A 26,905-nucleotide genomic window follows, 5' to 3' on the forward strand; every position below is an offset into this window, starting at 1 on the left:
AAAAAGCATGAAAAAGAAGAACATACTAGTAGCAGCCCTGCTGTCTCCGCTATTAATGTTTAGCGCCGTCTCCTGTGATGACTTCCTGGAGGAGGAACTGGTGGGCACCTTAACCGAAGAGTATTACCGCACCGAGCAAGGGGTAGAAGACCTGATCAAGGCGGCCTATGAGCCCACGCGCACCAAGTTTACCTATGAGTGGTCGTACGCGTTCTGGAACTTCGGCACCGACGAGTTCACCCACGGCGACCAGGTGAACTTCAACTACTACAACACCTATGACAGCCGGCTCAATGCCAACCCCGCCGCCCCAGACGTGTTCATCCATGAGGTGTGGGCCACCTATTATGACGGCATCAACCGGGCCAACACGGGCATCAAGTACCTGCCCGAGGTGCCGGGCGTAAGAACTCTGGTGACCCCGGAGGCCAAGGCCCAGCGCATGGGCGAGCTCCGGTTCCTGCGCGGCCTGTACTATTTCACCCTGGTGCAGCAGTTTGGGGCCTTGCCCTTGGTGCTGGACCCCACCGAGGGCATCAGGACGGAGTTCACCCGGGCCCCGGTGCCGGAGGTGTACAAGGCCATTATCTCCGACTTTAAGTTTGCCGCCGATAACCTGCCGGCGACCCAGCGTGACTTCGGACGGGCCAGCAAAGGGGCTGCCCAGCATTTCCTGGCCAAGGCCTACCTCACCCGCGGCAGCGCCAAAAACGAGCAGCGGGGCCAGCAGCCCACCGACATGGACAGCGCGGCCTACTACGCAGACCAGGTGATCCAATCATCGGCCCATGCCCTGGAGAGCGACTATGCCAACCTGTGGGTCATGTCCAGTTATGACGACAACGTGAATAAGTCGCAGACCAGCAAAGAGGTGCTCTTCTCTGCCCAGTGGAACGATGACCCCCTCATAGCCGGCCGCTACGGCAACCAGACGCACATGTACTACATCATGCAGTATGACAACCTGCCGGGCATGCGGCGCGACATTATAAACGGCCGGCCTTTCCGCAGGCTAATGCCCACTGACTACACCATGGACATCTATGACCGCAAAAACGACTCGCGCTTCTACAAGAGCTTCAAGCTGGCCTGGATCTCCAACAACGCGGCCACCATACCCAAGTGGACGGCGGCCAACGCCCCAGACCCCAGCCTGGTAGACAAACCCAAGTATCCGCTGGGCGACACCGCCGCCTACATCTGGGTGAACACCCCGGCCACGGCGCTCACCCAGGCCCAGGTAGATGCTTCGCCGCATGCCCTCTTCCCAAGGTATTACAGAAACAGCCGGGGTGAGTTGGTGTCGGCGTTTACCACCAGAAACCGGTACCCCACCCTGGTGAAGTGGCTTGACCCGTTCCGGCTGAACGCCAACCAGCAGCAAGGCGTGAAAGACGGCGTTTTGGCCCGCCTGGGAGAGACCTACCTGATTGCCGCCGAAGCCTACGGCCGCAAAGGCGATTACGCCAAAGCCCTGGAGTACGTGAACGTGCTGAGGCAGAGAGCCGCCTACCGGGCCGGGGAAACCAAGCGGCCCGAGTACTGGCTGGTGGAAGGCGGCACGGCCAGCGATGTGTCCAGCACTTACGCGGCGATCACGGCTACCGCCGAGCTGTTTACCACCAACGCCCCCAGTGAACTGTACCCCGCCAATGTCACGTCTACGGAAGATAGGTTCATCCATTTCATGCTGAATGAAAGAACCCGGGAGCTGGCCGGCGAATTCCACCGCTGGGAAGACCTGGTGCGGACCGAGACGCTGGTGCTGCGGGGCAAGGCGTTCAACCCAGACACCCAGAACCTGCAGGACTACCACGCGCTGCGGCCCATTCCGCTGCAACACCTGGAGCGCCTGACCAGAAACGGGCAGCCGCTCTCGTCAGACGAACGCCAGGGCCAGCAGAACCCCAACTACTAACCTCACCACCAGGTGCCAAGGGAAACAGGAACAAAACCCCTGTTTCCCTTTTCCTTTGTACCAGGGGCAGGGGGCAGCCCACCACAGAGCACCAGAAAAAGCCTCCGTTTAAGTGCAGTTTTCCTGAAATCGGCCTGGAATCAGGAATCTGCCCAGAAAAGGGCTGGGTGGCGGGGAGCTAAACCGGTAGAAACGGGCTTCGGCCCTAAATTCTAGCCCCAACCCCTAGGAAACTGGCGGGGCAACCCATTCCTTTGGCCTCCGCCGCTCATTACCAGAACGCCTGGCGCAGGCCTGGCATCAACCCACATTTGCGTATGCTTCTTAAAAAGCTTGGAATCCTCTTTGTCCTTCTGCTGGGTTTAGCAGACAGTTTCGCCAAAACGCCCCCAAAACGCCAGATACAGTACCTGTCGGGGGTAGATAACAAGCACACCGTTGCCTGGGATTTTTTCTGCACCGGGGGGCGGCAAAGCGGCCGCTGGACCACCATTCAGGTGCCCTCGCACTGGGAGCAGCAGGGCTTTGGCAGCTACAACTACGGCCGCGACTACGTGACCTACGGCAAGAACTTCCGCTTTGCGGATGAAAAAGGAATGTACCGGCACAAGTTCAGGGTGCCCAACAGCTGGAAGGGCAAGGAGGTCTACATTGTGTTTGAGGGCTCCATGACCGATACCGAGGTGAAGATCAACGGCAAGCTGGCCGGGCCCATCCACCAGGGTGCCTTTTACCGGTTCAAGTACAACATCAAAGACAAGCTGGCGTTTGGCCAGGAAAACCTGCTGGAGGTAACGGTGAGCAAGATGTCTTCGGATGCCTCGGTGAACAACGCTGAGCGCCTAGCCGACTACTGGATCTTCGGGGGCATTTTCCGGCCGGTGTACTTAGAGGCGTACCCCACCCAGCACGTGGCCTACACCGCCATTGACGCCAAGGCCAACGGAGCTTTCTCCATGAACGTGCACCTGAACCAACCGGCCCCGGGCCATGAGGTGGTAGCCGAAGTGGTGGACCGAAGCGGCAACGTGGTGGGCACCGGCCGCGCCTCCTTTGGCCAGGACACGCTGGCAAACGTGACCCTGCAGGTAAACAACCCCTTGCAGTGGACCGCCGAAACGCCCCACCTCTACACCGTGAACACGTACCTCCGCCGGGGCCGCAAAGACCTGTACCAGACCTCAGACAAGTTCGGGTTCCGCACCATTGAGATCCGGCAGGGCGACGGCATTTACCTCAACGGCACCAAGATCAAGATGAAGGGCGTGAACCGCCACGTGTGGTGGCCCGAGACCGGCCGTGCCGTGAGCCGCGACATTGACCTGATGGACGTGAAGCTGATCAAGGAAATGAACATGAACGCCGTGCGGTGCTCGCATTACCCGCCCGACAAGAGCTTTCTGGAACTCTGCGATTCGCTGGGCCTGTACGTGCTCAATGAGCTGGCCGGCTGGCAAAAAGCCTACAGCACCAAGGCCGGCGCGCCGCTGGTCAAGGAGCTGGTGACCCGCGATGCCAACCACCCTTCCATCATTTTCTGGAGCAACGGCAATGAGGGCGGCCACAACAAAGAGTTAGTAGATGATTACGCCCACTGGGACCACTCTAAACGGCCGGTCATTCACGCGCACCACCGGCCCGGCAACGCCATCAACGGCATTGACTGCAACCACTACGAGGATTATTACAGCACCGCCAACCTGCTCAAAGGCCCCAATATTTACATGCCCACCGAGTTTCTGCACGCGCAGGACGACGGTGGCGGCGGAACCTCGCTGGCCGATTTCTGGGAACTGCACTGGAACAGCAAACTGGGCGCCGGTGGCTTTCTCTGGGACCTGGCCGACGAGGGCATTGTGCGCACCGACATGAACCACATCATTGACGTGAACCGCGTCAACGCCCCAGACGGGCTGGTGGGCCCGCACCGCCAGAAGGAAGGCAGTTTCTTCGCCATCAAGGAAGTCTACTCGCCGGTGCACATCAAGCTGGACAAGCTGCCCGCGGCCTTTGACGGCACCATGGCGGTGGAAAACCGGTTTCACTTCACCAACCTGGACCAGTGTACGTTTCAGTGGGAACTGGCCGATTACCGCAAACCAGGCGATCTGTACACCGGCCTTACCGTGAAGAAAAAAGGTACCGGCGCCGGGCCTTCCATCGCGCCCACGGCCAAAGGCACCCTCAGGCTCAACCTGCCCGCAGACTGGAAAGACTATGACGTGTTGCTGCTCTCGGCCTATGATCCGCACAAAGAACTGCTCTACACCTGGTCCTGGAACGTGAAAAGCCCAGACCAGCTCCTGGAGGGAATTGTGCTCCTGACCAAAGAGCAAGCCGCCGCCGCAGCCGCCAAGGCCGACTCAACAAGCCAGAAAAAGAGCAAGGCCCAGGAGTGGAAAGTGGCCGTGACCGAAACCGACTCCACCATTCTGCTGAAGGGCGGCGAAGTGGGCATTAAGCTGAACAAGAAAACAGGAACCCTGGCGGAAGTCACCAACACCACCTCCAAGAACCTCACCTTCGGCGAAGGTCCCGTGCTGGTGGGCGGCACCGCCAAGGTGGCCAACATCAAGCACTATCCCGACGGGGATGGCCATGTGGTGGAGGTGAACTACACCGGTGGCCTGAAGTACGCCCGCTGGAAGATGCACGGCAGCGGTTGGGTGAGCCTGGAGTATGAATACCACCTTGCCGGCGAGCACCCGTTTACCGGCATCAGCTTCACTTACCCCGAGAATTTTATCATTGGGGCCAAGTGGCTGGGCAAGGGTCCGTATCGGGTCTGGAAGAACCGCCTGCAGGGCGTGGAGCACAACGTGTGGGAGAACTACTACAACGACGTGCAAACTGGCAGCGCCCCCTGGCAGTACCCCGAATTCAAGGGCTATTTTGCCGAGGTCACCTGGATGGAGTTCAACACCGCCGAAGGGAAGTTTCTGGTGGCCACGCCCCAGGAAGGCCTGTTCGTGCGCCGCTTCGATTTCTACGGCTTGTCGGGCATAAAACCGCACCCCGACCTGCCCGTGGGCAACGTATCGTTTCTGGACCATATTCCGCCCCTGGGCACCAAACTGGCCCTCAACATCAGCGCCAACACCAAGAACCTGGGCCCGGCGGGCGAGATGAACAAGGTCTCCGGCCCCACCAAACGAACCCTGTATTTTTACTTCGGCCTGCCCAAATCCAACAGCACCTCGCCCCAACAGTTTGACAGACCGGTGAAAAACGAGTTGTTCTAAAGGTATTCCAAAGCTATTCTAAGCAAAGCGCCCTTGGCAAGCAGAGTACTTGCCAAGGGCGCTTTGTTTTATACCGGCTATTTTGAGGCTATTTTTCTGTAAAAACAGAAAAAGCGCAAGCAGACACTTGCGCCTTCCATGGGCTGGTAAAGGATGTTAAGACCTTAGGTAATCTTGCAGAAAGGAAAAGAGACAACTCAGAGGAATAAGAGGCCACTCAAGAAGCAAGTACTTAAGAAACAAGAGACTGCTCAAAGAGAACTACCCGCCCCAAAGACACCACCTATTTCAACACGAACTACCCATTTCCCAAAGGCTCTACCTATTTCAAAGGGCCCAACTAATTTATAGAACTAAACCCATTATAGAACCATCCCATATTGTCATCCTGAAAGGATCTTGGTGCAAACGGCAAGAGCGCTCATGCAGTGCTTGTCTAGTTCGCCCACAAGATCCTTTCAGGATGACAACGGGAGTGGGTGCGCTGTAACGGATACTATTGTCGTAACGGGTTCAACCGTTGAAAGTAGTACCGCCATTGCAAGTAGTACCGCCATTGCAAGTAGTACCGCTATTGAATGCAGTACTGGAAACAGTAGAAACAGCCCCAGCGCACTACTTTCTCTGCCTCGCTGAAAGAGCGCTTACTTCTGGTTGAGGACCAGCTCTGTGCCGTTCACGGTTACGTTGTCCATCTTTACCCCCGGGTACTTGTTCTTCAGGGTAGGGTTCTCGGCGGTGGCTTTTACGTTGCGGAACACAATATCCTGCACCACGTCAGACGGGTTGCCTTCCATCACGCCCAGGCTCTTGCACTGCACGTTGATGTTGTTGAACGTAATGTTTCTCACGGTGCCGAAGGGTTTCTCGGTGCTTCCGCCCATGTCAAAGAACTGCTTCCAGGGGCTAAGATTGATGAGGGTGCCGCATTTGCCGGTGATGTTCTCAATGGTGATGTTCTCAAAGGTCTGGAACGTGTCTGGGCGCATCTTCAGCCGCAGGATGGGGGCGTTGTTCTCCACCTTGCAGTTGCGCAGGGTGATTCGCTGGGCGTGAATGCTCTCGCTGCCCAGGGTGAGGGTAGAGTGGGTTTCCCCGAAGGTGCAGTTCTCAATCAGGATGTCTTCTACCGGGCCGTTTTCGGGCAGTTTGTGCGCGGTGGGGCCCTTTCCGCCCTTGATGGCGATGGCATCGTCGTTCACCGAAATGTAGCAGCCCCGGATGGTAACGTTCTTGCACACGTCCAGGTCGATGCCATCGGTGCTGGGGGCGGGCACGGGCCGGTAAGGCGACCGGATGTCGCAGTTCTCAATCAAGACGTTGTTGCACTGGTACAGGTGGGTGGTCCAGAAGCCGGCGTTGCGCATTTTCACGTCTTTGATGGTCACGTCATTGCTGCCCCAGATAAAGATCAGGCGGGGCCGGTGCACGTCCAGGTTGGTGGCCAACTCTTTTTTCTTTTTCTGCTCCTCGCGGTACGCCCAGAACTGCTTCCAGAACTTGAGGCCGTTGCCGTTGATGGTGCCGGGCCCCGTAATGGTGAAGTTGTTGACCTGGTACGCGTTCACCAGGGCCGCATAGTAGTCCAGTTTGCGGCCTTCCATCCGGGAGGGGAGCAAGGGGTAGTGCGAAATATCATCGGAGCCTTTCAGGACCGCGCCCTCCATAAGACGGAGGTGGGTTTTGGGTTTGAAGAACAGGGCGCCGCTTAGGAACACCCCTTTGGGGATGACAATGGTGCCGCCTCCGCTGGCGTGGGCCTTGTCAATCACTTTTTGGATGGCCTTGGTGTTGAGCCTGGTGCTGTCGGTGCCTACGCCGTGTTTGGTGATCACAAAGTCTTTGGCCTGGGCCGTGAACGCGGCCGCCGCTAAAGTGAGGGATACGAGTAATTTCTTCATACTTTCAGGATTGGCCTTATAGAATTTGGGTTGGGGCACGTTCACTTCGCTCGCCAGGCGTGGCTTCTGTACGGGGCAAACTCCCGCCGCCAGGCCCATCTAACAAGTTCGCTTTGTAAGATGGGCTTGGCGGCAACAGGGTCGCAAACGCGAAAAAGCACAAAGCGACTGAGCAAGCAAAACGGTACTTCCACTTAAAGGAACCCATTGGTATGGTAATTTCTATCCTGCTATGTCCTGCTTAACAGAATGGCTCCCTTCACTGGCATCCAAAGCAGTGGCGAAGCTGGATGTTCCTAGAAGGAAGAACCCGCTTTCAGGAGCAGGAGCCAGTGGTCGTGGGTGGGCTTGGGTAACTTGGTTCCTTTCCTGAGCCTGGCCGGAACAGCGGCAGGTTGGGTTTCGCCGGTCTGCGGGTTGAACCAAAGACCTGTGTACCTGTTTTTGGGCAGTTTTTGGCTAAACAGGATCTCAGGACCAGCCAAGGACGAAAGGAGCATTGTGCCCTGGTGCTGGTCGGCCAGGAGCCAGTTCTGGGCTCCGTGGGCCAATACGCCGTCCTGGGGTTGCATCTGCATGAGGGTTTCAGCCAGGTGCTGCTGCACAAACAGATCCAGTGGGTGGCGGTCTACTGTTCTGCCTTGCCCGTGGCCGGCGGTGGGGTTGCGCAGGAGTACCTGGGCCCCGCCGGCCATGAGGGCGGGCACCGGTCCCGCCCCGCTGTGCCAGGCGACAATGGCCTTGTCTGGGTACTGGGCGTGGTATTCCCGCACCTGGCGGTAGACCTGCTCTGGGGTAGTGGGGTCGCCGAACTCCTTGGGGTGCATCTCCCGGAAGGCCCGGTTCTTGCCGCCCTCGGGGGCCCAGAGGGTACCGTCGGGCAGGTAGTGCCAGTAGCGCATGTCAATGACGGCCACCTGGCGGGCCAGCTCCGGGTCGGCCAGGATGGCATCGGTGACCCCTTTGCTGGTATCCAGCACCAGCCGCACCTGGCGGTTGTTCTTCCGCTCCCATTCGGCCACTGTTTCCTGAAAAAACCGCTGAAACGCCACCGGCCCCGAGTACTGGAAACTCAGCCCGAAGATGATGTTCTGGAAAGCACCCAGCTGGTCCAGCACGTGGAAGATGTACGCCCGGTGCAGTTCGCGCAGTTGGGGGTTGGTTACGTCGTAAAACTGGTTGGCCACGTGAATCCGGTTGCGGGGTTCCAGCGGGGGCGGCTCAGGCAGGCCGGTCTGGTTGAGGTTGTTGACCGGTCGCCACGGAAAGTCTACCCAGTGCGAGGCCGTTTCCAGCAGATTGTGGTTGTTGTAGAGGTGGTGGTACAGCACTAAGCCTTCCTGGTCGCTGAGGCGGGCGAACTCCCGCGTGCGGGCAAAGTACCAGGGGTTGTAGGTGCGTACGTCGTACAGGCTCAACCCGTCCCAGGCTTTGCCCTGCCCGCTGCGGGCCCACGGAAGTTCATAGAACGCCGCCCATACGTTGGCATCGGGCCGCTCCACAATGGAATGGTCGTCGCGGCGGCGGTCATACCAGATGGCGGGCCCGCTCTGGTAGAAGGGAGTGCCCTGCGCCACCACCCGTTTGGCCAGGGCGGGCAAGTCCTCGGTCAATCCCGGGCCCACCCGGCCCGGTACGTAGCGCGTAATGCTCAGGCCGGCATCCAGGGCATTTTCGGGCGAGGTTTGCCCCAGCCACCAGGCATCGTTCACCGCGCCTCCCCAAAGGGTTTTGGTTCCTACCACAAAGCGGCCGTTCACGATCTGGAGCGGGGCTGCGGCTTTGGCTTGCTCTGCGGGTTCAGAAACCGCAGGAAGGTCTTGGGTTGTGAATTCTTTCAGGAAGGTTTCAGGAGTCGCGGCGTCCGCAGGCTCCCGGATCTGGACCAGGGCCGCCGCTTTTGGTCCCAGCCTTGCGGCCAGTTGCCGGCTGTAAAGCGGGGCAGGGGAGGTGACGGCCACCACCGGGGCATCGGGCGCACCCTGGGTCAGGATATCCTGGGCCGTGCAGTTCCAGACCACGGAGTTGGCCACGGTCCAGCCGCCGGCCTGGGCGCGGGCCAGGTCATACGTGAGCCGCAAGCCGGCGCCTTCCACCCGCACGTTCTCGTAGAGCACCCCGGAGGCCCAGCTTTCAAAGGACCCGCTCGGCCCCAGGGCGTTGGTGGCGGTACAATTCAGGAAGACGTTGGGGCCGGCCGCGGTAAACCCGATGGCGAAATCATTGAAGCCCGCGTTGGCGGTGCAGCGCTGCACCAGCACCTGCTGGCCCTCCACCAGGAAGCTGTGCCGACGGTAGCCGCCCACCTCAGACACCGGTTGCTCAGAGCGGCAGTCTTCTACCGTGATCCGGCGGCCCCGGGGCCCCACCCGCACTGCCGAGGAGACAAACCGGCGGGCCGTAATGCCCCGCACCCAGGCATCCTGCACCTGGTCCAGGCTGATGGCAAACCAGGCGTGTTCTTCGTCCTTGGGGTTTTGGGCAGAGAATTCACTTTCCAGCACCAGATTTTCTATGCCTATGCGCTGCAGGGGGGCATGGGCCGTGATCTTTGCCACGGTGCCCGCGCCAAACCGGGGCTCCAGGGCGGTGGTGATGGGGGCGTCAACGGTAATCTGGCGGGTGGCGGGGTCAATAGTTTCAATGGTGCGGTCCCATACCAGGTTGCGGGAGCCGGCGGGCCAATGGAACTGGAGGTCGGCAAAGGTGCCTTTGAGGGTATCCATGCCCAGGGACGTTATCCAGGCCTTGGTGCTGGGGCGGGTGATGATGACGCGGTCGCCGGGGCGCAGCCCTTGCAGGTGCTCTAGGGGAAAGGTGCGGCTTCCGGCAGGCACGGTTTTGTCTAAAATGTTCACCGCGGTACCCGGTTCGGGTGCCTGCGGATGGCCTACCTGTAGTAAGCTGCGCCGGTCTTGCCCGGTGGCCACCAGCGTGGTGGCTTGGTTGCCGCTTCCCCGCAGGACCACGCCGTCTGCCCGGAGCAAAAGCTGCCCCGAGACCAGAAACCTGCCTGCCGCAAGTTGCAGCGCTCCCCTGAATCCATTGGGCTGGACGGGCAAACGGGCAACCTGGTCCAGCGCAGCCTGCAGCAGGCGGGTGTCATCGTGCCCGGTGGGCCGAACTTGCAGGACCGCGGGTACCGCCGGCAGCGGAACGCCTCCGCCCCCGTACCCCGCGTGCGAAAAGTCAATGGCCGGAAGGGCTGGTGGCGAGCTGGGCTGCGCCTGTAATGGGGAAATAAACCCTTCGGCCGCAAGTACCATCGTCAGGACCAGAAAAGACAAGGCCCGCAGCAGCGGTGTAGAAAGGGCGAAACAAGGGAGGGGAGCGAACATTGCTTTCATGGGTTGAGGCAAGTGAACCGTAAAACGGGGCTTGCTGCTTTTGGGCCTTTTTCTGAAAAACAGGCTAAAATCAGCCAGCAGGGTGTTTTTATTTTAAGGGGCGCAGGACAGCCCACTTCAGTTAGCGTTTCAGCCGTTTGGCGGAAAGGGATTTGCCCGTGGGCAAGGTGATGTACACAGGCTGGTCCCGGTCACAGGTGAGTTTGCCGTTGTGGTAGACCAGTTCGGTGACCTGGATGACGCTTCGCTTTGCCGCCACGGAGTGGGCCGGGGCCGGATGGGCTTTGGCCCGACCCGGGTGGGTGAAGTAGAACAAAAAGGCCCGGTCGCCGGCCACTACCACATCGGGGTGGCCGCCCATGGCCTGGTCCTCGGGACCGGTGCCCGGCTCTTCCAGCAGGCGTTCCTCCTGCGGTTGCCAGGTAAGCAGGTCCTCTGATCTGAACACCTGCAGCCCTTTCCAGGCGTCTAAAATCATCCAGTACTGGTCTTTCCACCTGAACACCTTGGGCCCTTCGCCCCGGGCCTGGAGGGCTTTGCCCTGGTCCTGCCAGTGGAAGAGGTCTGGGCTGTCGACGTAATAAATGGATTTGCCGTCGCGCTCGTTGTTGTACCACAGGCGCCAGGTGCCGTTGGGCAGCCGGTACACGCTGGCGTCAATCACTTTGTCGGTGACCAGGGGCAGGGTAGAGCGGTATTCCCAGTTGAAACCGTCGGGGCTGGTGAGGTGCACAATGTGGCGCGGGTGTTTCCAGTCGGGGAACGTGCCGGGCACGTAGGTGAGGTACATGTGGTAGAGGCCCTGGTGTTCTATCACCTCGGGAGCCCAGTGCGTGTAGCCGGGGTGCGGGCGGTAGTTGATGTTGGCGGTGTCGCGGTAGGTCCAGGTGGTGCCACCGTCCACCGACTGGGCGATGCCGATGCGGGTGCCGTGCACCCAGGTCACGCCCTCGGCCTGGGCATGGGTGGCCCGGCGGTTGGTGTAGAACATCAGCCACTTCTTTTCTTTCTGGTGATAGATCACCACCGGGTCGGCGGCCCCATCGAAAACTGGATCAGCGTACAGGGGCTTGGGCGCCGGCTTCTGGCTCAGGGCAGGCGGCGCGCAACCGGCCAGGCTCAGCAAAAAGAGCAGGAGCAGGCCGCCGTTCCCCAGGCCGGAGGCCATCGTCCGCGGCAGCAAATGTATCCTTGCGGAAGTCACGTTAATCAAGGCGAAATCTGTTGGTTAGATGGTATGGGCTTTCTGGGCCTATTTTCCTAAAAGTAGCCCGAAAACGGCTCGGGGCTATCCTGTGCTATCCTGTGGAAGCCGTTACTCTCTTGCTAAGCCGGGCTGTTTTTGTACTGGATGGAAAGGGACGCAATCGGCTTAAATTTTCCCATACCCAGGATTGGCGTTTCCGGGGCTTTTTCCAGGGAATGGCGCAAAACCGTAGCGCTGACCCGATTCCTTCGGCCTGCCTTCGCAGTCATCCAAAGAACCATTAAGCAGCGCTTTTTATAGAATTTGCCACCCCTTCAACCTTACCCTACACCACAGGATACTTTTGGCCCGCCCAGCGAATAGCTTTGCCTTACCTTGAACGCGGGCCCTTCCCGCTTTCCAACCAAAACGTAGCGAACCACTCACCCAAAAAGGCTTAGACATGAAGCATAACCCGCGCGTAACCAGAGTATCCGTTTTCCTGCTGCTGCTTCTGTGTGCAAGCAGCCAGCTGTGGGCCCAGGTAAAGTTGCCCGCCCTCTTCGCAGACAACATGGTGCTGCAGCAGAAATCAGACGTAGCCATCTGGGGCTGGGCAGCCCCCGGCGAGGCAGTGGAAGTTTCGGGGAGCTGGAGCCGGAAGAGCGTGAAAACCACCGCCAACGCCCAGGGGGCCTGGCAGGTAACCTTGCCCACCACCAAAGCCGGCGGACCGTACACGCTCACTTTCAAAGGCAGCACCACCCTTGAACTCAGGAACGTGCTGCTGGGCGAAGTCTGGCTTTGCTCTGGCCAGAGCAATATGTTTTTCCCGGTAGGTCCCAGCAAGACCTCTACCTGGGCCAAAGGCGTGGTGAACCACCAGCAGGAAATGGCGCAGGCCAATTTTCCGCAGATCAGGATGTTCACGGTAGAACAGCAACTCGCCGACGAGCCGCAGCCCGATGTGCGGGGCAACTGGCAGGTGTGCAGCCCCCAGACAGTGGGCGATTTCTCGGCGGTGGCCTTCTTCTTCGCCCGCGAAATTCACCAGGAAACCGGGTTGCCCGTGGGGCTGATAAGCTCCTCCTGGGGTGGCACGCCCGCCGAAAGCTGGACCCAAAAAGAGGTGCTGGAAGCCAACGCCGACTTACGGCCTATTCTGGAGCGGTACAAGCAAGCGCTCACCGCCTACCCAGCCGCCATGAAAACGTACACCGCCGAGCTGGAGAAGTGGCAGAAAGAGGCCGAAGCAGCCAAGGGAAGTGGGCAGGAACCCAAGCCCGCGCCCAAAAAGCCCACCAACCCCACCAGCAACAAAGCGCCCTCGCAGCTGTACAACGCCATGATCGCGCCGCTGGTGCCGTTCACCAGCAAGGGCGTGCTCTGGTACCAGGGCGAGTCTAACAGTGACCGGGCGTACCAGTACCGCACCCTTTTTCCGGCCATGATCGCCAACTGGCGCACGGTCTGGAAGAAAGACCTGCCGTTTTACTTTGTGCAGATTACCCCGCACCGCGGCCAGCGGCCCGAAATCAGGGAAGCCCAGCTGCTCACCATGCAGACCGTCGCCAACACCGGCATGGTCGTGACCACCGATGTTGGCGACTCTACTGACATCCACCCCAGAAACAAGCAGGTGGTGGGCAAGCGGCTGGCTCTGTGGGCGCTGGCCAAAGACTACGGGAAGAAAAAAGTGGTGTATTCCGGGCCCATCTACAAATCCTTGACCCAGGAGGGAGACCGCATCAGGCTGACATTTGACCATGTGGGCGGCGGGCTGGTGGCCAAAGACGGGCCCCTGGCCGAGTTCACCATAGCGGGCGCTGACCAGAAATTCATGCCGGCGCAGGCCCGCATAGAAGGCAATACCGTGGTGGTGTGGAGCGATGGGGTGAAGAACCCCGTGGCGGTGAGGTTCGCTTGGAAGAAGGTGCCCCTTCCCAACCTGTTCAACCAGGCCGGCCTGCCCGCTTCCCCCTTCCGCACCGATACCTGGCCCGCCGATACCTATGGGAAACTTTAGAAATCAAGAGAAATGCCTGCTTTCGCCGGAAAGTTACTTCTCATCCTTGTCCGCTTAGTTGGTTTAACGAAAGCCGGTAAGTGTGCCGTTTTACTTCTAAAATATCGCTGAATAAAAGCGCCGTTTAGATAAAAAAGCCTCCCTGTTTCCGGGCCGTTTACAACAAAACGGCCCGGAAACAGGGAGGCTTTTGGGTAGCAGGAAACGTCCGCTGGCGGAAAATTTCCTGCTGGGTTATTTCACCTGTACTTCCACGTCAGCGGTTAGCTGGCGGGCCAGGTCTACCACGTACTGCCGGAAAGAGGCGGCGTCTTTAAACGCTTCGTTGCTCAGTTCCCAGCCGCCCACGGCGTAATAGGTGATGGGTTGGTTGTCCCGCGGTTTCATCTTGGCGAAATAGCCCTGGGCCAGGCGGCCTGAGGTGGGAGCCTCGGTGTAGCCCTGGTAGGTGCTGCGGGGCACAATCAGCGCCAGGCCCAGAATCCATTCTTTGTTGTAGGTTTCCCGGTCGTGGGTGAGCAGCACAGTCCATTGGTCGTCCACGTGGATCTCCTGCAGGGGAAAAGTGCGGTCTAGGTTGTTCATGCCAATGAGCAGGAATTCATCGCCTTTGAGGCCGGAGATGGCCGCGGTGTTTTGGTAGGCGTACATGCCGGGCCAGATGGCGGGCTGCTCTTTGATGGTATAGGTGCGCCCAGTACCGTCTGGTTTGAAGTTGCGGTGCACCAGCTCCATCTTAGACCGGACCGGACCCTCGGTGAGAATCCTGAAGCTGGAGCTTTCCACGTTGTTGACCGAGTCATTGGGTAAGATGCCCAGGCGGTAGAACTCGTTGCCGATCATGAGGGCCAGGCCCCCGATACCAGCCGAGTTGCCCACCGCCATGATGTCGCGGCCCCAGTCCTGCATCACGTGGTAGTTGTCTTCCACGGCCCCGGTGGCGCTGAGGCCCACCATTTCGGGCGACATATAGGAAACCCGCTTCCCGAACAGGTCTTTGGCGTTGCGTCCGTCAAAATAATGCCGGAAGCCTACTTTGTCGTTCTCCCACATGGGGCCATCGGTCTGGTAGGGCTGGTAGCCGTAGCCGGGGCTTTTGGGCAATTGGTTGGCCCACAGGGTATCACTGGTGCGGGGCTGCACGGGCGTGTGCTGGGAAGTGCGCTTCCCGAATTTAACACTGGTGCGCGGGGTGTACTGCGGCTTGGCGTCTACCCAGGCCAGGCGTACGGTCTGTTTGCCGTTGGCAGGCAGGTTGGTGACAAAGAACAGTTCGTCCCATTGGTTATTTCCGTCCAGGTCATCCAGCTGGGAGGCAATGGTGTCGCCGTTCTGGCCCAGTAACAGCGGAAAAGCAGTGGCGGCGGGTACGTTCCTGAGCTGATTGCGGGTGAGGGTGATGGCCTTGTCGGTCAGGGCCACTGAGGACCGGTTGGTGAGCACCACTTCCTGGTGCGCCACGCAGGAAGCAAGGGAGCAGCTCAGCGTGAGAAAGGAGACAAAGAGGCATTTTCTTTCCATGGCAGGTTCATTTAAGGCTGGCCGAAGGACCAACTGTTGGTTGTTCGTAGTTCCAAAGGTAGCCAGGGCAGCGGAGCCCACAATCCTGCGCTGCCCTGTTTTTAAAGGAACCACCCCGCCGCAGGGGCTATGATGAAGGTTTGCGCTCCAATTAGAAGTACTGGCAGGATAGTGCAGGATAGAAAGCGCGGCACCGGTTGGTACATTTCGGTTCAATGAAAGACCGGGCAGGGGCGAAGGCGTAAATTTTGGCGGCTCTGCTGCCAACCGCCTCCCAGGCCGCCCGAAAAGTATCGGCCAGCCGTTTTGGGGCCTTTTTCATGAAAATAGCCCCAAAACCAAGGCCTAGGCAAGGTGCTTTCTTACAACAAAAACCATGACTCTAGCTCCCTCTGTACGTAACACGCTCTTCCTCTGCCTGGCCCTGCTGGGCGCGGGGCCGGCGTGGGCGCAACGGCAAATGGAGTATTTAGACCGCGGGCTGGTGGCGGTGCCGAAGGGTGCAGATTCGGTGTACGTGGGGTGGCGAATGCTGGGCACCGACCCTGACCCTATCGCCTTCAACGTGTACCGCGTGGTGGGCAAGAAGAAACCCGTGAAATTGAACAAAGCCCCGCTCCTCCACAGCACCAACTTTGTGGATGCCCATGCCCCTGGACCGCAGCCGACCAGCTATTTTGTGCGGTCCGTGCTCCACGGCAAGGAACAGGCCGCTTCTGAGCCTGTGCAACTGTGGGCAAAAAACTATCTGTCCATCAAATTAGAGACCCCCAAGGGGTACACTCCCAACGATGCCTCGGTGGGAGACCTGGACGGCGACGGCACCTACGAGATTATCCTGCACCAAACCGGCCGCAGCCTGGACACCCCGGCCAAAGGCTTTACCGATGAGCCTATCTTTCAGGCCTACACCCTTACCGGTACCCTGCTGTGGTCCATCAACCTGGGCAAGAACATCCGCGAGGGGGCGCATTACACGCAGTTTATCGTGATGGACCTGGACGGAGACGGCCGAGCCGAGTTCGCCTGCAAGACCGCCGACGGCACCACCGACGGAACCGGCAAAACCATTGGCGACCCTTCCAAAGACTGGCGCGACGCCAACGGCAAGATCTTGCAGGGCCCCGAGTACTTCACCGTGTTTGACGGCCTTACCGGGGCGGCCCTGGCCACCGCCGATTACATTCCGGGCCGCGGCGACCTGGGCGGCTGGGGCGGGGTGGGCGGCAACGGCTCAAACGACGCCAACGGCAACCGGGTAGACCGCTTTGTGGCCGGGGCCGTGTACTTAGACGGCGAATTGCCCAGCGTGCTCATGTGCCGTGGCTACTACGGGCGCAGCGTGATCGCCGCCTGGGACTACCGCAACGGGCAACTGACCTCGCGCTGGGTTTTTGACTCAAAAGACCGGAACAACCCGTATTCCGGCATGGGCAACCACGGCCTGAGCATTGCCGACGTGGACCAGGACGGCAAGGACGAAATCATCTACGGGGCCATGGTGGTAGACGACAACGGCCAGGGACTGTTCACCACCGGCCTGCGCCACGGCGATGCCCTGCACGTGACAGACCTGGACCCCGAGCGCCCGGGGCTGGAGGTGTTTGGGATACACGAGAACGAAACCAATACCACCGGTCCGGGAGCCGCGCTGTATGACGCCAGAACCGGCCAGATTCTGTGGCAAGGCCTGGAAGGCCACGACGTGGGCCGCGGCGTGGCCGCCGATATAGACCCTGCCAACCCGGGGGCGGAAATGTGGTTCTCGGGCTCGCAGGGGCTGCTCAACCTCAGGGGCGAAAGGATAGGGAAGAACCCGCCCTCCACCAACTTTGTGGTGTGGTGGGACGGCGACCTTACCCGCGAGCTGCTGAACGGGAACTACATTGACAAGTACAACGGGGGCCGGCTGTTCACCGCCGAGGGCTGCGTTTCCAACAACGGCTCCAAGTCAACCCCCACCCTGAGCGCCGATCTGTTGGGCGACTGGCGGGAAGAGGTCATCTTCCGGACGAGAGACAACCAAGAGCTTCGCATCTTTACCACCAACCTGCCCACCCCGCACCGGCTGCCCACGCTCATGCATGATCCGCAGTACCGGTTGGCCATTGCGTGGCAGAACGTGGCCTACAACCAACCGCCGCACCCCAGCTTCTACCTGGGCCACGGCCCGAAGCAGGTTAAGCGCATACCCATTAAAGTCATGAAGCCCAGAAAAGGAATACAGTAAATGATACAATCCAGAAACATCATGGCGTTGGGCTTCTTCCTGGTTCTGGGAGTGGGCCTTTTGGCTGGGTTTACCCAAAAGGCCCGGCCCACGCTCTACATCATAGGCGACTCTACCGTGCGCAACACCAATGAGGGGTACGCCGGTTGGGGCTCTTACATGGCAGAGCAGCTGGATACCACCAAGCTACGCGTCAGCAACCAGGCCATGGCCGGCCGCAGCACCCGCACCTTTGTCAAGGAGAAACGCTGGGAGAAGGTGTTGGCTACCCTGCAGCCCGGTGATTTTGTGCTCATGCAGTTCGGGCACAATGAAGGCAGCGTGCCAGACACCAGCAGGGCGGGCTACCGGGGCGTGCTGCGGGGCACGGGCCCCGAAACCAGGGAACTCACCTGGCCCAACGGGCAAAAGGAAGTGGTGCACACCTACGGCTGGTACCTGCGCAAGTTTGTGCGCGAAGCCCGGGCCAAGGGAGCCACCCCCATTATTGCCTCCATGATCCCGAGGAACCAGTGGAAAGACGGCAAGGTGGTGCTGGCCAACGACAGCTTCGGGAAGTGGGCCGCCGAGGTAGCCCAGCAGGAGGGGGTCTTGTTTGTGGACTTGAACCAGATCACGGCCGATAAATACAACGCCCTGGGCCCCGAGAAGGTCAAGGCGCTTTTCCCCACCGACCACACGCACACCAACCTCGCCGGGGCCCGGCTCAACGCCGCCTCGGTGGCGGAAGGCATCAGGAAAGCTAAAAAGCACCCTTTGGCCAGATACCTCAGGAAAACCTGACGCCCTTGGCCGCGCTTTGCTTGCAGGCTGTCTTTTCAACCGCGTTCTTTAGATGTAACTTACCCTTAGCCTATGTTCCGCTTTCTACCTACCAACTATTTTACCACCTGGTGCTTCCTGCTCTGTCTGGGGGTAGCGGCCTCGTGCGCGGTTGTGAAGCAGCACCAGGCCAGGCCCACCCTGTTCCTGATTGGCGACTCTACCGTGAAGAACGGCAAGGGCAAAGGCGATGGCGGGCTCTGGGGCTGGGGGAGTTTCCTGGCCGGGCACTTTGACACTACCAAAATCTCGGTGGAAAACCACGCCCTGGGCGGCACCAGCAGCCGAACCTTCCGCACGCAGGGGCACTGGGGCAAGGTGCTGCCTAAGGTGAAAGCCGGCGACTTTGTGATGATCCAGTTTGGGCACAATGACAGCAGCCCGGTGAACGATACCCTGCGCGCCCGCGGCACCCTCAAAAACAACTCCGATGACGTGGAAGAGATTGTGAACCTGATCACCAAAAAGCCGGAAACGGTGCACTCGTACGGGTGGTACCTGCGCCAGTTCATCGCGGAGGTTCAGGCCCGGGGCGCTACCGCCATCGTGCTGTCGCCGGTGCCCCGCAACCTTTGGAAAGACGGCAAGGCCAACCGTAACGCGCAGGATTATGGCCTGTGGGCGGCCCAGGCAGCCCGGCAGCAGAACGCCTGGTTCATTGACCTGAACCAACTCCTTGCCGACCGGTACGAGAAAGAAGGGGAGGCGGCAGTGAGGGCCTCGTACTTCAACACCAAAGACCACACCCACACCCTAGAGGCCGGGGCCCGGGTAAATGCCCAGGCCGTGGTGCAGGGCATCAGGCAAAACCGGAAACTGGAACTGAATAAATACCTGCGCCAGGAAAGCCAGGTAAGCAGGCGGTAGCGGCCCGGGCTGGACTTCCTGTTTCAGGGGCCTTTTCCCAAAAACAGCTCCAAAACACCGGCCCCGAAGGCCATGAACACAAGAACCAAAGTAACCTTCAACTACATACCCCAATGATGACACACCGCGTAATCTTGTTAAGAAGTTTCTTCCTGTTGAGCTTTCTGCTGGTCTTCAGCTTTGTGCAGGCCAAGGGAGACAAATTGCCCAAAAAGAAGAAGATCCTGAAGACCCTACGGCTCACCAATAACTATTTCATGGAGAAGTGGCCCGACCCGGGACTGTCCATTACCACCAACAAAACGCGGCCCAGCAACATCTGGACCCGGGGCGTGTATTACGAAGGCCTGATGGCCCTCTACAAGGTCGACCCGCAGAAGCGCTACTATGACTATGCCGTGGACTGGGGTGAGAAGCACAAGTGGGGCCTGGCCGGGGGCGTCAAGACCCGCCACGCCGACAATCACACCGCGGGCCAGACCTACATTGACCTGTACCTCATGGACCCCAAGCCAGAGCGCATCAGAGACATCAAGCAGTCCATTGACTACATGGTCAACAGCGACAAGGTAGACGACTGGACCTGGATTGACGCCTTGCAGATGGCCATGCCCGTGTTTGCCAAACTGGGCGTGATCTACAAAGATAACCGGTACTATGAGAAAATGTACCAGCTCTACAACGCCTCCAAGAACCAGATAGGCGGCGGCCTGTACAACAAGCAGGAGGGCCTGTGGTGGCGCGACAAGGACTTTGTGCCCCCGGTGACTTCGCCTGGCGGGAAAGACATTTACTGGTCCAGGGGCAACGGCTGGGTAGTGGCGGCCCTGGTGAAGGTGCTGGAGATCATGCCCAAAGACGCCCCTTACCGCGAGGAGTACCAGAAAACCTACCTGGAGATGATCAACGCCCTGGTGCCACTGCAGCGGGAAGACGGCTTCTGGAACGTGAGCCTGGAAGACCCCACCCACTACGGCGGCAAGGAAACCTCGGGCACGGCGCTGTTCGCCTACGGCATGGCCTGGGGCGTGAACAACGGCTTGCTGGACAGAGAAAAGTACCTGCCCATCATCACCAAAGCCTGGAACGCCATGGAAAAAGATGCCGTGCACCCCAACGGATTCCTGGGCTACCTGCAGGGCACCGGCAAAGAGCCCAAAGACGGGCAGCCGGTATCCTATACCAGCAAACCAGACTTTGAAGACTACGGGCTGGGCTGCTTCCTGCTGGCCGGCACCGAGATCATGAAAATGAAATAAATCACCTCTTACCCTGCAGGCAAGGCAGAAGAGCCCAGCATGGCTGTCGGTTCTTTTGCCTTGCCTGCTAGGTTCCCCGGCGGGCTTCGGCTTGTCTGCCCACTGTTCTCGTCCCGAAACTTCAGAAAACTGGCCTTTCTGCCCACGGCTCAGACTGCTCGCAAATGGTTTTTGTGCCTGCTGTTTAGGGGCTGATTTCCTGAAAACAGGCTCATAACGCTGGCTGGCCTGCGCTTGTTTGTGGGTTCATGCCGGCAGGGGCTTCACCAAGAGTTGCAACCAAGTTTTTAAACCGTTTTATGCAAAACAAGGCCAAACCTGTTCTTCGCGCTCCCCGCGAAAGTAGATGGATAAACCGGCTCCGAGCGATGGGGCTGGGCTTACTCTTGCTGGGGAATTCGGCCTTTGCTCAGAAAACGGCTTTTAAGTTTGACTTCGGGAGCGGGAAGGTGGCGAAAGGCTATACCCGGGTCACCGCCGCCGACGTGTACTCTGAGAAAACCGGGTACGGGTTTGATCCGGCCACGCCCGTGCAAGCGGTAGACAGGGGAGGCAAGGAGGCCTTAACCGGTGATTTTGTCACCAGTGCGGCGCCTTTCTACTTCTCGGTAGACGTGCCCGAGGGCAACTACAAGGTCACCGTTACGCTGGGCGACCGGATAGGCAGCACGCTTACCACGGTAAAGGCAGAATCCAGGCGCCTCATGCTGGAGAACGTGGCCACCCAACCGGGCAAGTTCGTGACCCAGTCGTTCATCGTCCATATCAAAGACCGGAAGATCAATGCCCACAGCCAGGTGAGCCTGAAACCCCGCGAACTCACCAAACTGGACTGGGACAACAAGCTCACCCTGGAGTTTGCCTTGCAGCCCGCCCTCGCCGCCCTGGAGATTAGCAGGGTAGAGGACCAGGTTACCGTTTTTCTGGCGGGCAATTCCACGGTGGTGAACCAGGACGAGGAGCCCTGGGCGTCCTGGGGCCAGATGATTCCCCGCTTCTTCAAACCCGGGGTGGCCATTGCCAACCACGCCGAGTCGGGGCTGTCGTTGCGGAGTTTCATCAACAGCAAGCGGCTGGAGAAGATTTTAAGCCTCATGAAGCCCGGCGACTACGTGTTTGTGGAGTTCGGGCATAACGACGAGAAGGAGAAAGGACCCAACGACGGGGCTTACAAATCCTACACCCAGCGCCTGCACCACTTCGCCCAGGAAATCAAGAAAAAGAGCGCCCATCTCGTCATTGTGACGCCCACGGCGCGGCGCTCCTTCAACGAGGCCAGCCAGATGACCAACTCGCACGGCGACTACCCAGACGCCGCCCGCAAGGTGGCCCAGGCCGAGAAGGTTCCGCTCATTGACTTAACGGCGCATACCACCACCCTGTACGAGGCCCTGGGGGTGGAAGGCTCCAAAAACGCGTTCGTCATTTACCCAGAGAAGAACCTGAACGACAACACGCACTTCAACACCTACGGCGCGTACCAGATTGCCAGAATTATGGTGCAGGAAATCAAAGCCAAGCAGCTGGGCTTAGCCCATTACCTGGTGGAAACTCCGCCCTATGATCCTAAAAACCCGGAGCCATTTTCCCAGTTCCAGTGGCCCGCCAGCCCTAAGTCTAGCCTGCTAAAACCAGATGGCAATTAAGGCAAGAAATGGGGCCAGAAGGGAAGCTTGTTTTTAGGCAGTTTCTGGCAAAACGCCTTGTTTTCAGGAGAATGAAACTTTTGAAATTGACCGCTCCATGGGCTGCCGTTACGTTACTTATTTCCTTGTTATGAGAAGAATAATCTGCTCTTTTTGGGGGCTTTTTTTCTTTGCCTCCTGCGCGGTGCTGCCACCGAAAACCAAGGAGGAGCAGGTGCATCTTTTCTCTTATTTCAAAGGAAATGGAGACGGCCTGCACCTAGCCTACAGTTTGGACGGATATCAGTGGAAAGCCCTTAAAAACGACTCTGTTTTCCTGAAGCCCACGGCCGGGCAAGACAAGCTAATGCGTGACCCCTGCATCATCAGGGGCGGCGATGGCCGGTTCCACATGGTCTGGACGGTGAGCTGGAACGAGAAAGGCATTGGGTACGCCAGTTCCCCTGATTTGCGGCAGTGGTCGGCGCAGCAATTCATTCCCGTGATGGCGCATGAGCCCAACGCCCGCAATACCTGGGCCCCCGAGATTACCTATGATGCCCAGCGCAAGGAATACATGATTTACTGGGCCACCACCATCACGGGCCTGTTTCCTGAGACCCAATCCCAGCTGGACAAAGCTTACAACCACCGCATGTATTACGTCACCACCAAAGACTTCAAGACTTTCAGCCCCACCCAACTGCTCTACGAACCCGGTTTTAACGTGATTGACGCCACCATTGTGCCAGACCGCGGCCGGTACGTCATGTTCCTGAAAGACGAAACCCGCGAGCCGGCCCAGAAAAACCTGAAGGTGGCGTACAGCAAAAATCTCACCGGCCCCTACAGCGCCGCCAGCGCACCCATTACCGGAAATTACTGGGCAGAGGGCCCTACCACGCTCAGGCTGGGGAAAAAATGGATCGTTTATTTTGACAAATACCGCGACCACAGCATGGGTGCCGTGCAGTCAGAAGATTTAGAAAACTGGGAGGATATCTCAGACAAAATTTCCTTCCCCAAAGGCATGCGCCACGGCTCTATTTTCACAGTCACCAAAGCTGAATTCAGGAAACTCACCCAGTAATTGAGCCTGACCTTCCGCGTAAAAAGAAGGATACTATCTGTTGGTGTTATTCCTTAAAAATAGAAGCCAAATCCTTGATTACTAGAAAAGTTATGATGGCTTTAAAGCGGTGAGCAGAAGTTCTAAAACGCACTAATTACCCGTTAAGCCGCACTTTCGCAAGGACTGCCTGCAAGGGGTAATTCTAGGCAAATTCTCCGATCAGAAGCGCTGCAGGCCTGGACCTATCCGCAAAATTGAACTATAGGAAAATACCCGAGTCAGTAGAAATACCCAAAATGGCACTCTTTCCTGATGCTACTTCCACGGGAGCAACCACTTACGGGGCTGGTGACGCGGCTTTGGGCCGGATTTCTGATAATAAAGCCGCAAATAACGCCTGCAATTCCTGGTCTGGCATGACAGTACAGGATAGTGTTTCTCTTACACTATTCTATCTTGAGTCATCTTATCAGTAAACCCATTTTATGCAAGCGGTTCTTGGCGTTATTTTTCACTTTATTGGCGGGTTCGCCTCTGGTAGTTTTTACATTCCCTTTAAGCGGGTAAAAGGCTGGGCTTGGGAAACGTATTGGATTGTAGGAGGGGTCTTTTCCTGGCTCCTGGCCCCGTTGGTGGCGGCCTGGCTCACCGTGCCTAATTTCATGGGCATCATCAGCGGTACTGATGCCAGCACCGTTTTCTGGACTTACCTCATGGGCCTGCTCTGGGGCATTGGCGGGCTTACCTTCGGGTTGGGCATGCGCTATTTGGGCGTTTCTCTGGGGCAGACGTTCATTCTGGGCTTTTCCTCGGCGTTTGGGGCCCTGGTGCCGCCTATTTATAGAGACCTGGTGGGCAACGGCACCGGCGAGACCTTCACCGGCATGCTCAACAGCACCGGCGGGCAGGTAGTGTTGGTGGGTATTCTCATCTGTCTGGTGGGCATTGCCGTGAGCGGCAGGGCCGGCATGATGAAGGAAAAAGACCTGACCACCGAGGAGAAAGCCGTGGGGGTAAAGGAGTTTGACATCAAAAAAGGCTTCACGGTGGGCATCATCTCGGGCATCCTGAGCGCCTGCTTTAACTACGGCATTGAGGCGGGCAAGCCCATGGCCCTGGAAGCGGTGCAGAACGGGGGCAACCCGCTGTTCCAGAACAACGTCACTTTTGTGGTGATTCTCTGGGGAGGGCTTACCACCAACTTTATCTGGTGCATGATCCTGAACGCCCGCAACAAAACCTTCGGCGATTACGCCAAGCCAAACACCCCGCTCCTTAGAAACTACCTGTTCTCGGCCCTGGCCGGGGTTACCTGGTTCATGCAGTTCTTCTTCTACGGCATGGGCGAAAGCAAGCTGGGCAACGGCGCCAGCTCCTGGATCCTGCACATGGCCTTCATTATCCTGATCTCCAACGTGTGGGGCATTGCCCTGGGCGAGTGGAAGGGCGTGCAAGGCAAAACGTTCCGCACCATTCTGGCCGGCGTGGCCGTGATCATGGTTTCCATCATAGTCGTAGGTATCGGCAACTCGCTCTAACGCACAGGGGCCTTTTCGGCCTGTTTTCAAGAAAACAACCCTAAAACACTCAACCATAGGCGCTCCCCAGGGAGGCAAAGTCTAATAATCTACACTTTCATTTTGTGTCATATGTCAGAAGTAAAGACGAACACCACATTCAAGCACGTGAGCTATCTGTGGGACGAGGCCAAGGCGGCCGAATTGGAGGGCGATGAGGTAGCGTTGCTGATCTACCGCTCTAACCTGTTGGGCGCTGATCTGCGCCTGACAAACTACGGCGGTGGCAACACCTCCTGCAAAACTACGGCCAAGGACCCCCTGACCGGGCAGGATACCGAGGTGATGTGGATCAAAGGCTCGGGCGGCGACATAGGTACGCTGAAGAAGAGCGGCCTGGCGGCCCTGTACGTAGACCGCCTCCGGAGCCTGGAGCAGGTGTACCGCGGCATAGAGCACGAAGACGAGATGGTGGAGCTGTTCAACCACAGCATCTTTGACCTGGCCTCCAAGGCACCGTCCATTGACACGCCCCTGCACGGGTTCCTGCCGTTCCGGCACATAGACCACCTGCACCCAGACGCGGCCATTGCCATTGCGGCGGCCAAAGACGGCAAACGCATCACCCAGGAGCTGTTTGGCGGCACCATTGGGTGGGTAGACTGGCAGCGTCCGGGCTTTGACCTGGGCTTGCAGCTGCGCCAGTGCCTGGACGAGAACCCCGGCATCAGGGGCATCATGCTGGGCTCGCACGGCCTGTTCACCTGGGGCGACACCGCCTATGAAAGCTACCTGAACACCCTGGAGGTGATTGAGCAGTGCGCCGAGTACCTGGAGGAAAACTTCGCCCAGAACGGCCCGGCCTTTGGCGGAGCCAGGATAGAGAGCCTGCCGGCTGAGCAGCGCCTGCAGCAGGCGGCTGCCCTGGCACCGGTGCTGCGTGGTTTCTGCTCCAGTGAGCGCCACATGGTGGGCCACTTCACCGACGATGCCCGCGTGCTGGAGTTCATCAACTCCAATGACCTGGCCCGCCTGGCGCCCCTGGGCACCAGCTGCCCAGACCACTTCCTGCGCACCAAGATCAGCCCGCTGGTGCTGGACCTGGAGCCCGGCGAGGACCTCTCAGACGTGAAGGCCCTAAAGGCGCGTTTAGCGCCTGCTTTTGAGGAATACCGCCAGATGTACACGCAGTACTATGAGGGCTGCAAGCACCCCAACAGCCCGGCCATCCGGGACACCAATCCGGTCATCATCCTGTACCCGGGTGTGGGCATGTTCTCGTTCTCCAAAGACAAGCAGACCGCCCGCGTGGCCTCTGAGTTCTACGTGAACGCCATTAACGTGATGAAAGGCGCCGAGGCCATCTCTGAGTACACCTCATTGCCGCGCCAGGAAGCCTTTGATATTGAGTACTGGTTGCTGGAAGAAGCCAAACTGCAGCGCATGCCCAAGCCTAAAGCACTTTCGGGCAAGATTGCCCTGATTACGGGCAGCGCCGGCGGTATTGGCAAGGCCATCGCTAAGAAATTTGTGGAGGAAGGCGCCGTGGTTATCCTCAACGACATGAACGAGGAGCGGCTGCAAGGCGCCGGCGAGGAGTTCAGGAAGCTGTACGGCAAGGATTCGTACGCCACCGCCACCCTGGACGTGACCAAGGAAGACCAGATCCAGGAGGCGTTTGAAGTGGCGGCCCTGGCCTTCGGGGGGGTAGACATCGTGATCAACAACGCCGGCTTGTCCATCTCCAAGACCATTGAGGCCCATGAGGAGAAGGATTGGGATCTGCTCTACGATGTGCTGGTGAAAGGCCAGTTCTTCGTGACGCAGGCGGCCACGGAGGTGATGCGCAAGCAGGCCATTGGCGGCGATGTGCTGAACATTGTGAGCAAGAACGCCCTGGTGAGCGGGCCCAACAACGCGGGCTACGGCAGTGCCAAGGCCGCCCAACTGCACCTGAGCCGCCTCAACGCCGCCGAGCTGGGCGCCGACGGAATACGGGTGAACGTGGTGAACCCCGACGCGGTGATTTCTGACAGCAACATCTGGGCCGGCGGCTGGGCCGAAGGCCGGGCCAAGGCCTACGGCATCACCGTGGAGGAACTGCCGGCCTACTACGCCAAGCGCACCCTGCTCAACCAGATCATCCTGCCCGAGGACATCGCCAATGCCTGTTTCGCCTTTGTGGGCGGCTTGCTGAGCAAATCCACCGGCAACATGCTCAACGTAGACGGCGGCGTGGCCATGGCCTTCCCCAGATAGAAGAAGCTTCGTTTTGGGGCTGTTTGCTTAAAATCGGTCCTAAAATACAAGCAAGCGAGAGTTCTTACATTAGGTAGAATTCCAAATTGAAGAAGCTTTCACTGCTTCTGTCC

At 58.8% G+C, this 26,905-nt stretch carries 15 protein-coding genes; 11 read left to right on the forward strand and 4 right to left on the reverse strand.

Annotated features, from left to right (window positions below):
• The first annotated feature begins 7 nt into the window (after nucleotides 1–7).
• The gene (locus tag JT718_RS00930; RefSeq protein ID WP_205499791.1) at nucleotides 8–1,918 is read left to right on the forward strand and encodes a RagB/SusD family nutrient uptake outer membrane protein; all 1,911 of its coding nucleotides are present in this window, start codon (nucleotides 8–10) and stop codon (nucleotides 1,916–1,918) included.
• Between the two features lie 317 nt (nucleotides 1,919–2,235).
• On the forward strand, nucleotides 2,236–5,160 hold the full coding sequence (locus JT718_RS00935; RefSeq protein ID WP_205499792.1) for a glycoside hydrolase family 2 protein: 2,925 nt from the start codon (nucleotides 2,236–2,238) through the stop codon (nucleotides 5,158–5,160).
• 644 nt (nucleotides 5,161–5,804) lie between these two features.
• Here the strand turns inward: JT718_RS00935 and JT718_RS00940 are convergent.
• The 3 genes from JT718_RS00940 to JT718_RS00950 form a co-directional block, all read right to left on the reverse strand.
• Nucleotides 5,805–7,061: a glycoside hydrolase family 28 protein gene (locus JT718_RS00940; RefSeq protein WP_205499793.1), complete on the reverse strand. Its 1,257-nt coding sequence runs from the start codon at nucleotides 7,059–7,061 to the stop codon at nucleotides 5,805–5,807.
• 296 nt (nucleotides 7,062–7,357) lie between these two features.
• Nucleotides 7,358–10,408 (reverse strand): DUF6298 domain-containing protein, encoded by a 3,051-nt coding sequence (locus tag JT718_RS00945; protein WP_205499794.1) that lies wholly within the window; start codon nucleotides 10,406–10,408, stop codon nucleotides 7,358–7,360.
• A gap of 121 nt (nucleotides 10,409–10,529) precedes the next feature.
• Nucleotides 10,530–11,591, reverse strand: a complete 1,062-nt coding sequence (locus JT718_RS00950) for a glycoside hydrolase family protein (protein WP_205499795.1) — start codon at nucleotides 11,589–11,591, stop codon at nucleotides 10,530–10,532.
• A gap of 466 nt (nucleotides 11,592–12,057) precedes the next feature.
• Between JT718_RS00950 and JT718_RS00955 the strand changes: the two genes are divergently transcribed.
• Nucleotides 12,058–13,620, forward strand: coding sequence for a sialate O-acetylesterase (locus JT718_RS00955; protein WP_205499796.1), 1,563 nt, complete (start codon nucleotides 12,058–12,060; stop codon nucleotides 13,618–13,620).
• A 234-nt stretch (nucleotides 13,621–13,854) separates the two neighbouring features.
• On the opposite strand, the gene JT718_RS00960 is transcribed toward JT718_RS00955, so the two are convergent.
• Nucleotides 13,855–15,141 (reverse strand): DUF4861 domain-containing protein, encoded by a 1,287-nt coding sequence (locus JT718_RS00960; RefSeq protein ID WP_205499797.1) that lies wholly within the window; start codon nucleotides 15,139–15,141, stop codon nucleotides 13,855–13,857.
• 376 nt (nucleotides 15,142–15,517) lie between these two features.
• On the opposite strand from JT718_RS00960, the gene JT718_RS00965 reads away from it, so the two are divergent.
• The 8 genes from JT718_RS00965 (at nucleotide 15,518) to JT718_RS01000 (ending at nucleotide 26,792) form a co-directional block, all read left to right on the forward strand.
• Nucleotides 15,518–17,371 carry a rhamnogalacturonan lyase gene (locus JT718_RS00965; protein WP_205499798.1) on the forward strand — a complete coding sequence of 618 codons (1,854 nt, stop codon included), beginning with the start codon at nucleotides 15,518–15,520 and terminating at the stop codon, nucleotides 17,369–17,371.
• Complete coding sequence (locus JT718_RS00970) at nucleotides 17,372–18,154, forward strand: rhamnogalacturonan acetylesterase (RefSeq protein ID WP_240336850.1); 783 nt, start codon at nucleotides 17,372–17,374, stop codon at nucleotides 18,152–18,154. It abuts the gene before it with no gap.
• Nucleotides 18,155–18,226: 72 nt separating this feature from the next.
• Complete coding sequence (locus JT718_RS00975; RefSeq protein ID WP_205499799.1) at nucleotides 18,227–19,060, forward strand: rhamnogalacturonan acetylesterase; 834 nt, start codon at nucleotides 18,227–18,229, stop codon at nucleotides 19,058–19,060.
• 113 nt (nucleotides 19,061–19,173) lie between these two features.
• On the forward strand, nucleotides 19,174–20,319 hold the full coding sequence (locus JT718_RS00980; protein ID WP_240336851.1) for a glycoside hydrolase family 88/105 protein: 1,146 nt from the start codon (nucleotides 19,174–19,176) through the stop codon (nucleotides 20,317–20,319).
• 368 nt (nucleotides 20,320–20,687) lie between these two features.
• Nucleotides 20,688–21,965: a rhamnogalacturonan acetylesterase gene (locus JT718_RS00985; RefSeq protein WP_205499800.1), complete on the forward strand. Its 1,278-nt coding sequence runs from the start codon at nucleotides 20,688–20,690 to the stop codon at nucleotides 21,963–21,965.
• Nucleotides 21,966–22,149: 184 nt separating this feature from the next.
• Nucleotides 22,150–23,034 (forward strand): glycoside hydrolase family 43 protein, encoded by an 885-nt coding sequence (locus JT718_RS00990; RefSeq protein ID WP_317195461.1) that lies wholly within the window; start codon nucleotides 22,150–22,152, stop codon nucleotides 23,032–23,034.
• Between the two features lie 467 nt (nucleotides 23,035–23,501).
• The gene (rhaT, locus tag JT718_RS00995) at nucleotides 23,502–24,554 is read left to right on the forward strand and encodes an L-rhamnose/proton symporter RhaT (protein ID WP_205499802.1); all 1,053 of its coding nucleotides are present in this window, start codon (nucleotides 23,502–23,504) and stop codon (nucleotides 24,552–24,554) included.
• A 111-nt stretch (nucleotides 24,555–24,665) separates the two neighbouring features.
• The gene (locus tag JT718_RS01000; protein ID WP_205499803.1) at nucleotides 24,666–26,792 is read left to right on the forward strand and encodes a bifunctional aldolase/short-chain dehydrogenase; all 2,127 of its coding nucleotides are present in this window, start codon (nucleotides 24,666–24,668) and stop codon (nucleotides 26,790–26,792) included.
• The last annotated feature ends 113 nt before the right edge of the window (nucleotides 26,793–26,905 follow it).

The organism is Rufibacter psychrotolerans, assembly GCF_016924645.1.
In the GTDB taxonomy this organism is placed as follows: domain Bacteria; phylum Bacteroidota; class Bacteroidia; order Cytophagales; family Hymenobacteraceae; genus Nibribacter; species Nibribacter psychrotolerans.